At 40.5% G+C, this 11,977-nt stretch carries 11 protein-coding genes; 5 read left to right on the plus strand and 6 right to left on the minus strand.

Annotated elements, in window-relative coordinates; translation table 11 throughout:
• Positions 1-212 precede the first annotated feature (212 nt).
• The gene (locus BLT94_RS10545) at positions 213-1,658 is read right to left on the minus strand and encodes a sensor domain-containing diguanylate cyclase (protein WP_092233719.1); all 1,446 of its coding nucleotides are present in this window, start codon (positions 1,656-1,658) and stop codon (positions 213-215) included.
• A 224-nt stretch (positions 1,659-1,882) separates the two neighbouring features.
• Here BLT94_RS10545 and BLT94_RS10550 point away from each other — a divergent pair, with 224 nt between their 5' ends.
• From BLT94_RS10550 to BLT94_RS10565, 4 genes are all read left to right on the plus strand, one after another.
• Positions 1,883-3,094, plus strand: a complete 1,212-nt coding sequence (locus tag BLT94_RS10550; protein WP_014957167.1) for a putative sulfate/molybdate transporter — start codon at positions 1,883-1,885, stop codon at positions 3,092-3,094.
• An 88-nt stretch (positions 3,095-3,182) separates the two neighbouring features.
• Entirely contained in the window at positions 3,183-3,734 is a 552-nt protein-coding gene (locus BLT94_RS10555; protein ID WP_092233722.1) for an RNA polymerase sigma factor, read from the plus strand.
• A gap of 15 nt (positions 3,735-3,749) precedes the next feature.
• Positions 3,750-4,166 (plus strand): anti-sigma factor family protein, encoded by a 417-nt coding sequence (locus BLT94_RS10560; protein ID WP_092233725.1) that lies wholly within the window; start codon positions 3,750-3,752, stop codon positions 4,164-4,166.
• A 1-nt stretch (position 4,167) separates the two neighbouring features.
• Positions 4,168-4,632, plus strand: a complete 465-nt coding sequence (locus BLT94_RS10565) for a Spy/CpxP family protein refolding chaperone (protein WP_092233727.1) — start codon at positions 4,168-4,170, stop codon at positions 4,630-4,632.
• Positions 4,633-4,744: 112 nt separating this feature from the next.
• Here the strand turns inward: BLT94_RS10565 and BLT94_RS10570 are convergent, their stop codons facing one another.
• From BLT94_RS10570 to lepA, 4 genes are all read right to left on the minus strand, one after another.
• On the minus strand, positions 4,745-6,877 hold the full coding sequence (locus BLT94_RS10570; RefSeq protein WP_092233729.1) for an acetate--CoA ligase family protein: 2,133 nt from the start codon (positions 6,875-6,877) through the stop codon (positions 4,745-4,747).
• Between the two features lie 18 nt (positions 6,878-6,895).
• On the minus strand, positions 6,896-7,660 hold the full coding sequence (locus BLT94_RS10575; protein ID WP_092233732.1) for an enoyl-CoA hydratase/isomerase family protein: 765 nt from the start codon (positions 7,658-7,660) through the stop codon (positions 6,896-6,898).
• A 78-nt stretch (positions 7,661-7,738) separates the two neighbouring features.
• Positions 7,739-8,107, minus strand: coding sequence for a cytoplasmic protein (locus BLT94_RS10580; RefSeq protein WP_092233735.1), 369 nt, complete (start codon positions 8,105-8,107; stop codon positions 7,739-7,741).
• Positions 8,108-8,223: 116 nt separating this feature from the next.
• Entirely contained in the window at positions 8,224-10,026 is a 1,803-nt protein-coding gene (gene lepA / locus BLT94_RS10585; protein WP_092233738.1) for a translation elongation factor 4, read from the minus strand.
• 129 nt (positions 10,027-10,155) lie between these two features.
• Here lepA and BLT94_RS10590 point away from each other — a divergent pair, with 129 nt between their 5' ends.
• Positions 10,156-11,073, plus strand: a complete 918-nt coding sequence (locus BLT94_RS10590; RefSeq protein WP_092233741.1) for a GGDEF domain-containing response regulator — start codon at positions 10,156-10,158, stop codon at positions 11,071-11,073.
• 71 nt (positions 11,074-11,144) lie between these two features.
• Here BLT94_RS10590 and nadC read toward each other — a convergent pair whose 3' ends face one another.
• The gene (gene nadC / locus BLT94_RS10595) at positions 11,145-11,975 is read right to left on the minus strand and encodes a carboxylating nicotinate-nucleotide diphosphorylase (protein ID WP_092233744.1); all 831 of its coding nucleotides are present in this window, start codon (positions 11,973-11,975) and stop codon (positions 11,145-11,147) included.
• Positions 11,976-11,977 lie beyond the last annotated feature (2 nt).

An 11,977-nucleotide genomic window follows, 5' to 3' on the forward strand; every position in this document is an offset into this window, starting at 1 on the left:
ACGATTTTCTTTTTAATAACGGCCATGGCATATCACTCTGCCACAACAAATAATGAAAGATATTTAATTTCAGCAGGTTAAAAGTTCTTTCATATAAAACGATTCACCACCGCTTTTACGCTGAAACCATCAGAATAAAAGCGGTGTTATTTTTTTGCAGTATTCAAAATAATTTTTTTTTTCAACCAAAGGCAAAATACCTTTGCTGCACCTTATGAAAATTCTTTTTCAGACCTGTTTCTTCCGTTTTGTTTTGCTTTGTAAAGAAGCTTGTCAACCCTGGAAAGAAAAATGTCTTCCTTTTCAAAAGGACGATACTGACCCACTCCCAGACTGATTGTGGCGATAATCTTTTTATCCTCATACACTGTAGAGGTTTTTGCCACAGTATTCCTTATTTTTTCTGAAATTGTATAAGCATCATCCAGGCTGCATTTTTTTAAAAGGATTAAAAATTCTTCACCTCCCCACCTGCATAAAACATCTGATCTTCTTATGGCAGCATTGGAAATTTTTACAATATTTTTAATTACAGCATCTCCTGCCAGATGCCCGAATTGATCATTCACATTTTTAAACCGGTCGATGTCAAACAAAATAATTGACAGTGTGAAATCTTTCCTTTGGATGTCCTGGAGTAATTGATGAAAAATCATATCAAACGCCTGACGGTTGTATATGCCTGTCAACTTGTCAATTGTTGCCATTTTTTCCAGACGGCCCTGGTAAGATGAAATGGTCAAATTGGTTAAAACAAGCACAACACTTGTAATCAGCGCACATATTGCAAGATTGATCAGAAGAGTGTGAAGAATCTGTTTTATTGCTTTTTCTTCTGTCTGTTCAACCAGTAAGTACCAGTCAAATTCAGGGATGTATCTTGTGTTCAAATGAACTGTTTTTCCATCTCTTTTGTATTTAAAGCAGCCACTTGATTTTGATAAAATTTCATCTGCTATGGGTGATATCTCTTTCATCCTGGTAATCGGTTTATCGGGATTTATCAAATTTGATCCATGTAGCGTTATATTGCCTTGTTTATCTGTAAAATATATCTGCCTGTCATAATCTTTTTGATATTTTTTGATCAATTCTTTAACTGCGCTTACCTTAAGCCCCACACCGGTTGCACCGATAAATTTTTTATCATAATCAAAAACCTTAAAATTAATAAAAATGGTCATGGAATCATTGTTGGCCATATCCGGATCAATATTAATTTCATAATCAGATGTCAAAGCCCTTACCCTGAAATACCAGATGTCCCGCTGCTGGTTCTCTTGTACTTTTTTTAATATTCCCTTTGCCTGATAATATATCCGTGTCTGTTCGGAAACAAAAAAACTTGTAACGGCATTGTATTTGTTCCGGATTTCTTGAAGATAGCGCACAATTTGTTGTTCATCTTCTTCTCCTTTTATCACCCAGTCCCGAAGAAAGGTGTCATTTGCCATCAAAGAAGATATAAAAATAGTCCGCAGAAGATCTCTTTGAATTTCCGAATAAATATTGTCACTGGTTAAGGGAAGTTCACGTCCGACAATCTGATCTCTTAGTGATGACCTTGAAACAAAATAACTTGCCAGGCTTGTTGCGCCAAATCCAATTATCAACAGCAGGCTTATCATTAACATCAATTTATTTTTTCTTTGTTCCATCCACTCCTCTGAATTATTACGCAAACAATTAACTATCCGACATTTTTATAATGTAAAATTTTATACCATTAATTCCAAATCAAACAAATATTATAAGCTGCCATAGTATTTTAACAATAGCCAGAAAAAAATCTGCAAGTTTTTCATATTTGAGTTGTTTAACAGTTTAAAGCCGAATTTAAGCACTGAATTACTATAAACAAACAAGGTAAAGGAGTGAACAGATGATGACACAGTACAAATTCAACCGAATGGAAGTTGCAGGTTCTCTGGGAGATCTGGGCACTCTACTTCCAATGGCCATAGGCATGACAATGATCAACGGCCTGAATCCGATGGGCATATTTTTAAGTGTCGGTCTTTTTTATATTCTTTCCGGACTGTATTTTAAAGTCACCGTACCTGTTCAGCCAATGAAGGTTATCGGAGCCTACGCAATTGCAACCGGGATGAGTGCTTCCCAGATATCGGCCTCGGGATTTTGGGTGGGATGCTTTCTTTTAATCATAGGGGGAACCAATGCGATCAAGGTTATAGGAAAATATGTTCCCAAACCGGTCATCCGGGGGGTACAGTTATCAACGGGTGTTCTTTTGATGGCTCAGGGAGTCAGGTTTATCATTGGCACCTCGAAATTCCAGATACTGAGACAGGCCGTTGAACCTTATCTTACAGTACAGAATCTCGGGCCTCTGCCCGTTGGTATTGTTATAGGGATTATCGGCGGACTCCTTACTCTGTTGCTACTGGAAAACAAACGATTACCGGCCGGACTTTTTATCGTATCAGGCGGCATTTTTATAGGACTCGTCTGGGGAACCCACGAAGGTATTTACAAAGCATTTAATAATCTTATGGGCGGACTCAATCTTTCTGAATTTTTTCCTTTTGAATTTCCCACACGGGCAGACTTCACCTTTGCTCTACTTGCCCTGGTTCTTCCTCAAATACCAATGACATTAGGGAATGCAGTTATTGCCTATGCAGATCTGTCCAAGGACTATTTTGACGATAAATCAAAAAAAGTAACTTATAAATCAGCTTGCATCAGCATGGCATTGGCAAACTTTATGAGTTTTTTCCTTGGCGGCATGCCGCTGTGCCATGGTGCCGGCGGGCTGGCAGCTCATTATCGGTTCGGCGCACGTACTGCCGGATCAAATATGATTATCGGCTCCATCTTTTTGATTTTAGCTGTTGTATTCGGCTCTCATCTGCTTTCGATTTTATACCTTATTCCCATGTCGGTACTGGGAGTGTTGCTCTTGTTTGCAGGCAGTCAACTGTCAATGACAATAATTGACATAAAAAATCACAAAGATCTGTTTGTTTCTTTAATGATGCTGGGCATAACACTGGCCTCAAATCTTGCAGCGGCTTTTATTGTCGGTATTGCCATAGCTTATGCCTTAAAATCAAATAAATTGACGGTTTAACATAAAAAATAATAATATCGGCAAGTCCAGTCATTCAAACAAGGAAGGCCCGATATGATAAAATCAAAACAGACTATTGCAATAGTCAATGAATAATATGATCAAAAAAGATCAGGACGCAGAGCTTATAACGGCAGCAGGAAAAGGAGATCAAAAGGCGTTCGAACGTCTGGTTCAAAAACACGGAGCCGCACTCTTTAATTTTTTACTCAGATACCTGGGTGACCGTACAACAGCAGAAGATATCGTACAAGAAGTGTTTATAAGAATTTACACATCTGTACATAAATTCAAAAAAATGACCGGCGTAAAAGCATCCTCCTGGATATTTAAAATAGCATATAACCTTTCGATCAATGAGATCAAACGACGTAAACGCTACAAACACTTTTATGATGCATTAAATCAAAACGCACAAAACACAAGGCAACCAGATCAAATCAAGGAGTGGGAAACAAGAAAAGATATCATGGCAGGTTTAAAAAGGCTTCCTGAAGACCAACGGGCAGCATTGATTTTAAGGGTGAATGAAGGGTATTCTTACAGGGAAATCAGTGACATTTTAAACCTTTCAATTTCCAGTGTGGAGTCTTTAATTTTCAGAGCCAGAAAAGGCTTGAAAAAACATCTAAAATTTTAACAAGGAAACAGGATCATGAAATGTCAGGAAATTTTGGAAAAATTATCAGCCCATTTGGACAAAGAGCTGGATTTGATCCAGAACAAAAACATAATACAGCATCTAATCCAATGCAAAGAGTGCAAAAAAGAATTAGAGGCTTTTCAGTATACAGATCAAATGATTCAAAACCTGCCACAGGAAAAAATGCCATCAACGCTCATCAGACAAATTGATTCAGCGGTCTGCAGGGTATCTTCTCCTCTTGAAAAATCATTTTTTCAATCCCGGATTTTTACACCTCTACTTGTTTTTTTTGAAACCTTGTTTGAATTGCTCAACCCGCTAATCGAAAAGGAATCACGCCCAATAGAAGAATTTAATGATTTTCCGCCCGAGTCATTTGGCTATATATATTTCAAAATAATGAATCCAAGTCATATGAGGTCTTAATATGCACATTTTTTTACATTATGTTTCCGGCTTTTTAACGGCCTTGATTCTTGTATCAGCCATTCTAATCATCGTGTATAATCATTTAAAACGCAAACATTTGAAAAAAAACAAAGTTATCGGATATTTAGATTTAATTCCAGATCTTACACAGCAACAAAGAAAACAGGCCCAATCCATTCGCAAAGTGTTTTTACCAAAAGTCGCAGGCATCAGAAAGTGTCTCCACATTCAGCGGAGCAAACTGGCGGAAGCCCTGTTTATGGAACCTTGCAACGAACTGGAAATACAATCAATCTCAAAAAAAATTATCCGACTCCAGACGGAACTTGAGCATGAAGTTGTGGAGCATATTTTAGAAGAAAAAGAACTTCTCTCTCCATCCCAGAAAAGAAATTTCTACACTATAATTGTTGACCAATTTTCCGCCGGCGGACTGGGAATCCATGATATAAAAGGCAAATAATCAAAAAAAGAAGCCGGACAGCAGGCTGATGAAAAACATATTATCAGTCACCAAAAACTTGCTTGGCTGTCCGGTTATTTTTAACTTATATTTGTTGTTTTTATTTGAAAAATTATTTTTTAAGGATTATCCTGGCATCCACAACATCCAGGCCCTTTTCGTATAAAATTATGGGATTCAAGTCCATTTCCTCAATTTCAGGATAGGCCTCTATCAGTTCAGAACACATGGCTATCAACCTTCTTAATGATTTTTTATCATATCCTTTCTGACCCCTTACGCCTTCTAAAAGAATTGATGATCGCGTGTCTTCCAGCATTTTCTTACAAGAGTTCGGTGAGACAGGCAATACCCAGAATGTCACATCCTTCATGATTTCAACCATAATTCCACCCAACCCGTACATGATAACCGGCCCGAACTGTTCATCTATTTTAGTGCCGATAATAATTTCAAGGCCTTTTTGAGCCATAGGAGAGACAAGAACCCCTCGAATGTCCGCTTCCGAGTTATAGGCAATAGCGTTTTCCATAATCTGACAATATGCTTTTCTCACTTCAAGTTCAGATTTCAAATTCAGTTTCACCCCACAGGCATCACTTTTATGCAGGATATCGGGTGAAACAATTTTTAATACAACATTCTCTTTGATTTTCTCTGCAATTTGCCATGCTTCATCTTCGCTCCTTGCCACCTGCCCCACTGATGTGGGGGCACCATGAAGCTTGATCAATTCTTTTGCCTCATTTTCTAAAAGCACATGACGGCCTTCTTTTAAGGCATTGTCAATGATCTGATTGCCTTCAGGCTTTGCCTTTGACCGCCAGTTAAACACAAAGTTGGTTTTTGCATGATAGGATTTCAGATAACTTCCGTATTTACAAAGAGAGGCAACACACTTACATGAAATATCCAGGGAATCATGAACCGGTATATCATAATGACGCAACAAATCCAGGGCATGTGACTCGTATGAACTGTAAAGTGAATGCACAATAATGGGTTTATTTTTGCGTCTTACCATTGCCCCCATTCGATGAGCTGCAGCTTCTTCTCCTATGGCAAGACTGTCGTCAAACCGGATGCCGTATCCGCCAAACAACCCGACTACCAGAAGACCTCCCACACTGGAATCTTTTAAAATAATCTTGGCACAATCTGCAAAAAGTCCGGGATTGGCATCCGTACCACCCGCCACATCAACGGGGTTCACAACTGATGCGGCATCAGGAAGAAGTTTTCTCAAATTATTTTTTGTTTTATCAGACAATTCAGGCAAAAGGATTCCGTAATCCGTTAAAAGATCAGCCGCGATTGTGGCATGCCCACCGCCATCGGCTAGAATTGCAATGGATTTATTCTTAATGGGCGGCTGATTTGAAAGAGTCGTGGCTACGGGAAACAACTCATCTGAATTTTCAATCACAACAATCCCGGTCCTTTCATAGGCTGATTTTGCAACTTCGCTCATACCTGCAAGAGACCCCGTATGTGATCCTGCTGATTTTTTACCCGTTGCAGACCTGCCGCTTTTTAAAAGAACAATCGGTTTTTTAATGCTTGTTTTATAAGCTTCCTGAAGAAATTTTCGGCCCTCGCTCATACCTTCCACATACATGAGGATGGATTTTGTATCAGGATCATTTCTTAAAAATTCAAGATACTCATGAAACTTGATATCTGATTCATTTCCAACGCCCACATAGTAGGTAAATCCCTCTTGCTTACGAATGGTAGCTTCTGTGATAAGTGTCAGGGCCATGTTTCCGCTCTGGCAGAGCAGGGCAATATTTCCCTTGGGTGCATTCTGAATGCCCACAAGATTCATATTGGATTTAAGATTTATCATACCCGAAGTATTGGGGCCGATCAATCTTACCCCGGTCTGTTTTGCAACGGCGACAACCTCGCGCTCAAGTTCTTTGCCCTTGAGGCCCAGTTCCCTGAAACCACCGGCAATGATGACTGCCCCAGCGACCTTCTTTTCACCGCACTTTCTTAAAATATCCGGAATTGTCCGGGCAGGAGTTGTAATCAGGGCAAGATCAACAGGATCTTTAATCAGTGTGATATCTTTATGGCAGCGAATCCCAAGAACCATGTCCTCATTGGGGTTCACCGGATAAATTTCTCCTTCATACCCATCGGCCAGCAGGGTTTTAATGGCCTGGTATCCGCGTTTTGTTTTATTTTTTGAGGCACCTATGATGGCAACTGATCTGGCATTGAGTACTTTATCCAACATAAAATTGTTTTCCTTTAATTATTTTTTTCTCTGCTCAAAATCATCTAAGGACTGTTCTCTGTCTTTGGTGGAAACACAGGCCAGGCAGGCTTCAATCTCATAATCCATCAGTGCTTCAAGACTGCACTCTCCCCTGGCCATAAGGAACCCCTTTTTAATGAGTTTTAAAGAAAAAGCGGAATTTGCCACAATTTTTTTTGCCATGGCAAACGCTTCATCCATTAATGTCTCAAGGGGAACGACTTTATTAACCAGTCCGATTCTCTGTGCCTCTTCACCTGTAATATTTTCTGCGGTAAATAAAAGTTCCCTTGCCTTGCCGGGTCCAACAAGATCCTGCACAAGCCTGAAAGCACCGCCGGTGACAGACGAGGTCACCTTTGCCTCGGGAGAACCGATAAAAGCTTCTTTGGCGGCAATCCGGATATCACAGGCCAGGGCAAGCTCATACCCTGAGCCCAGTGCATACCCGTTAATTGCTGCAATGATCGGTTTTTCAAAACGTATTATTTTTCGTGATGCCTCCTGAAGAGACTCAAGATATCTTCGATAATCTTCAATGCTTCTGTCTTTTGAATCCTTAAGGTCTGCACCAGTGGAAAACGCCCTGCCCTCACCCGTAAAAATCAACGCTTTGATTTGATTATCCTGTTTTGCGATTTCAAGGGCGTCCTGCATCTCGATCCAAAGCTGCCGGTTCATTGCATTGAGGACTTTTGGCCTGTTCAATTTAATCAAGCCGACCTGATCTTTTTTTTCATAAATAATGCATTCATAGTCCATGGGGATTCGCCTTTTAGATTTTTTTTAAATACAAGTTTAGGAAGGGATGAAATACCTTTAACAGGTTATTTTAAAAAATCAATTATTCCTTCCCGGAACAATAATTCTTGATTGTTCCTCATTTTTCTGCTGTGCCTGCATCTGCCTGAAGCTCTCCATAACCTTTTGGGTTTCACCTTCCATGGCTTTGGGAAAAACGTCCATGGCCTCTTCAAGGGTTTTGACCTCCAGGCGGGCCTGTATGGGAATGGGTCCCTGGGGAGTGGAAAGCTGTGATCTTCCCAGAAAAATAGGTTCCCGGCTGTTGTCGTCTGATCCGTCGCGATTGACAGGTATCATCCGCAATATACTGGCGATTTTAAGATCCGTGATGGATTCTTCACGATAAAGGTTGTCTTTGTCCACTGTAAAATCCAGGCCGGCTGGCTGTCCGCTGTTTGTGTTCATAATATGTCTCCAGTTAAAAGTTTAAACCTGATCCTGACTGTTTTACCAGAATCAGGTTCCATCTTTAACGTTTTTGCGGGATGATCGCAAGGAAAGATTATTTTTTTTCAAGAAGGCTAATCGGTTTTCAAGACAGACAAAAATGCTGATTGAGGGATCTCAACAGACCCTACCATTTTCATTCGTTTCTTGCCTTTTTTCTGTTTTTCAAGAAGTTTTCGCTTTCTTGAGATATCGCCGCCATAACATTTGGCAGTAACATCTTTTCTGAATGCGGATATGGTTTCCCGGGAAATAATTTTCCCTCCGATAGCACCCTGAATGGGTATTTTAAACTGCTGCCGGGGAATTTCTTCTCTTAATTTTTTACAGGCGGTCCTGGCCCTGGCTTCTGCCTTATCCCGGTGTATCAACTGGGAAAGGGCATCCACCCGCTCACCATTGATAATAAAATCAAGTTTTACAAGATCTGTCTCCTGATATCCTGCAATTTCATAATCAAAAGACCCATATCCCTGGGTGACGCTTTTAAGCCGGTCATAAAACTCATAAACCACTTCGGCCAGGGGCAGCTCAAATTTCATTTCCATACGGTTGGAGGTCAGGTATTGATAATTTTTACTGACACCTCGAAATTCGTGACACACCTGCATGACATTGCCCATATATTTGTCCGGCACAATGATGGACGCCTTAATAAACGGTTCCCGAACCCGTGAAATTTCAGCCGGATCAGGATACTGTACAGGATTATCAATGATTTTTATTGTACCATCAGTATAGGTGATCTCATACATAACAGAAGGCGATGTCAAAATAAGGGAGACATTATATTCTCTTTCAAGTCTTTCCTGGACCACCTCCAAGTGTAAAAGACCTAAAAATCCACAACGGTATCCAAACCCAAGGGCAACGGAGCTGTCTTTCTCATAAATCAGGGATGCATCATTGAGTTTGAGTTTCTCCAGCGCCTCGGTGAGTTCCTCATAATCGTCAGATGCCACAGGATACATGGAAGAAAACACAACCGGTGTGGGTTCTCTGAATCCATCCATTGCTTTGTCACACCTTTTGTCAGCCATGGTAACGGTATCACCGATTTTCACATCACTTATATTTTTAATGCCGGCAATAAAATACCCCACCTGCCCTGCTATGAGTTCATCTTGAGGTTGCCGGACAATCTGGAACAATCCCACCTCTTCAACTTTATACTGGGCATTGTTGGACATAAACTGGATCTTCTCACCTTTTTTAATGCTGCCTTCAAAAACCCTGAAATGAACAATGGTCCCCCGAAAGGCATCATAATGGGAATCAAATACAAGGGCCTTGAAAAAACCGGCATCTCCTGAAACAGGCGGTGGAATTTTTTTGACAATGATCTCAAATATTTTATCAACACCAATACCTGTCTTTGCAGAAACAAGAATGGCATCATCGGAATCCAGTCCCAGATCCTCTTCTATCTGTTCTTTTGCCCACTCAATTTCAGCAGAAGGCAGATCTATTTTATTGATAACCGGTATGATTGCCAGATCATGCTCCATGGCAAGGTATAGATTTGCCAATGTCTGGGCTTCCACTCCCTGGCTTGCATCGACCAGTATCAATGCCCCCTCACAGGATGCTAAAGCCCTTGACACCTCATATGAAAAATCCACATGTCCCGGGGTATCTATCAGGTTTAACAAATATGTTTTACCATCCTGCGCTGTATAAGGAAGAGAAACAGTCTGGCTTTTAATGGTAATGCCCCTTTCCCTTTCAATGTCCATGGAATCCAATATCTGTTCTTTCATATCCCTTTCCGATATAATACCGGAAAGCTGAATCAATCTATCCGACAGGGTAGATTTCCCATGGTCGATATGAGCGATAATGCTGAAATTTCGAATATTCTTTTTGTTTAACTTCAATTTTGCTCCAAACTAATAATTGACAAATACCATGTATACCGTTAAATTTTATTATATTACATTTATCAATTGAGTTGAAAAGTGTCAAGAAAAGCTCTCATTGAAGGAGATAACCATGGAGAAAAACGCATGGCATATTCCATCCTTATAGTTGATGATGATAAAGCCATTAAAGATTATGTAGAAGCGCACCTGAAGTGTTTCAGCTATAAAGTTAAAAGCGCTGAAAATGCTTATGAAGCGTTGAAAATACTCAAATCATTTAAAGCTGATATTATCCTGACGGATATTACAATGCAAGGCATGGACGGACTGGAACTTACACGAAAAATAAAAAAAACATTTGATACGGATGTTATGGTAATGACCGGTTACAGCGCTGATTACTCATATGAAAAAGCGATTCAGGCAGGTGCAAGTGACTTTATTTTCAAACCATTTCGACTGGCAGAACTTGATTTGCGAATTAAACGGGTTTTAAGAGAAGCCGAGTTCAAAAAAGAACGCTCCAAGCTTTTAAAGGAACTTGAAAAACTTGCCATTACCGATGCATTAACCGAACTTTATAACTCACGACACTTTTTTTCACAAATCAAAACTGAAATCAACAGGCATAACAGATACTTGCGCCCTTTGTCTTTGCTTATCCTGGATATTGATTTTTTTAAAATCTATAACGATACCTGGGGTCATCTTGAAGGCGACAAAGTGCTGATGAGAATTGGAAAAGTCATCAATTCCTGTATGCGATCCATGGATACGGCTTATCGTTATGGAGGAGAAGAGTTTGCAATCCTGTTACCGGAAACCGGGCTTCAAAAGGCATGTATGGTTGGAGCAAGAATAAAAGACAATATCTGCTCCCAAATCTTTGAACCTGAACCTATGACTAAACGCTCAATAACCGTCAGCATAGGTGCCACAGAACTTGTGAAAGGAGAAGATTTCAAATCTTTTATCAGCCGAACCGATAAAGCCCTCTACAAATCAAAAGAAACCGGCCGGAACAAATTAACCTATATTGTCTCAAACCCGAACAACACTTAACCTGCCGGACTGACACCCCGGCACCAGCACACACAATACCCGGCAGCACCCAGCACCAACCCAATAAACAATTAAGCTGTATTGATTCGCATACTCAAATCCACCGACCTTGCCTGATGTGTAAGTGCGCCACAGGAAATCACATCCACCCCGGTGGCTGCAATTTTATTCAAGGTTCCCAGAGAAACATTTCCCGAGGCCTCTACCACTGCCCTGCCGTTTATATAATTTACTGCCGCTGACATCTGGTCATAATCCATATTATCCAGCATGATCACATCAACACCCTCATCAACAGCCTCTTTGACTTCATCAAGACTGGTCACTTCAACTTCAATTTTCATCAGATGTGATATCCTGTTTCTAACGGCATAGACTGCACTCTTGATGGAGCCTGCAACCGCGATATGATTATCCTTGATCAAAACACCATCGTATAAGGACATGCGGTGATTATAAGCCCCACCCGCACGGACGGCTTCTTTTTCAAGCCCCCGCAGCCCGGGGGTTGTTTTTCTTGTGTCGGTCAGCCGGACATTTGGAAATTTAAGTTCATCCACATAGACACGGGTTAAGGTTGCAATCCCTGAGAGGCGCTGTAAAAAATTCAACGCCACCCGCTCCCCTTTTAGAAGCGCCACAAGATCGCCCTGTGCCTTAAAAATAATGTCACCTTCCTTTATGTGAGAACCATCTGAAAACGAAGAAAAAACTTCGCAATCAGAATCCAGCAGCTTGAATGTCTTTTTGGCCACCTCAATTCCGGCAAGAACAAATGATTCTTTGGCAACGATAACGCCTTTGCCCAAAAAAGATTCCGACAAAATTGATTCCGTTGTAATATCACCAAGCCCTGAATCTTCAAAAAGGGCTAGTTTGATTATGTTTTCTGTTGTATTCATAC

Origin of the sequence: Desulfobacula phenolica, from assembly GCF_900105645.1 — a bacterium.
Lineage (GTDB): Bacteria > Desulfobacterota > Desulfobacteria > Desulfobacterales > Desulfobacteraceae > Desulfobacula > Desulfobacula toluolica.

Coding starts and splice junctions, on each gene's coding strand:
- BLT94_RS10575 (WP_092233732.1), bottom strand. CDS start 7,660: ATGGACTATGAATGCATTATTTATGAAAAAAAAGATCAGGTCGGCTTG.
- BLT94_RS10580 (WP_092233735.1), bottom strand. CDS start 8,107: ATGAACACAAACAGCGGACAGCCAGCCGGCCTGGATTTTACAGTGGAC.
- BLT94_RS10555 (WP_092233722.1), top strand. CDS start 3,183: ATGAATAATATGATCAAAAAAGATCAGGACGCAGAGCTTATAACGGCA.
- BLT94_RS10550 (WP_014957167.1), top strand. CDS start 1,883: ATGATGACACAGTACAAATTCAACCGAATGGAAGTTGCAGGTTCTCTG.
- BLT94_RS10545 (WP_092233719.1), bottom strand. CDS start 1,658: ATGGAACAAAGAAAAAATAAATTGATGTTAATGATAAGCCTGCTGTTG.
- BLT94_RS10590 (WP_092233741.1), top strand. CDS start 10,156: ATGGCATATTCCATCCTTATAGTTGATGATGATAAAGCCATTAAAGAT.
- BLT94_RS10560 (WP_092233725.1), top strand. CDS start 3,750: ATGAAATGTCAGGAAATTTTGGAAAAATTATCAGCCCATTTGGACAAA.
- nadC (WP_092233744.1), bottom strand. CDS start 11,975: ATGAATACAACAGAAAACATAATCAAACTAGCCCTTTTTGAAGATTCA.
- BLT94_RS10565 (WP_092233727.1), top strand. CDS start 4,168: ATGCACATTTTTTTACATTATGTTTCCGGCTTTTTAACGGCCTTGATT.
- BLT94_RS10570 (WP_092233729.1), bottom strand. CDS start 6,877: ATGTTGGATAAAGTACTCAATGCCAGATCAGTTGCCATCATAGGTGCC.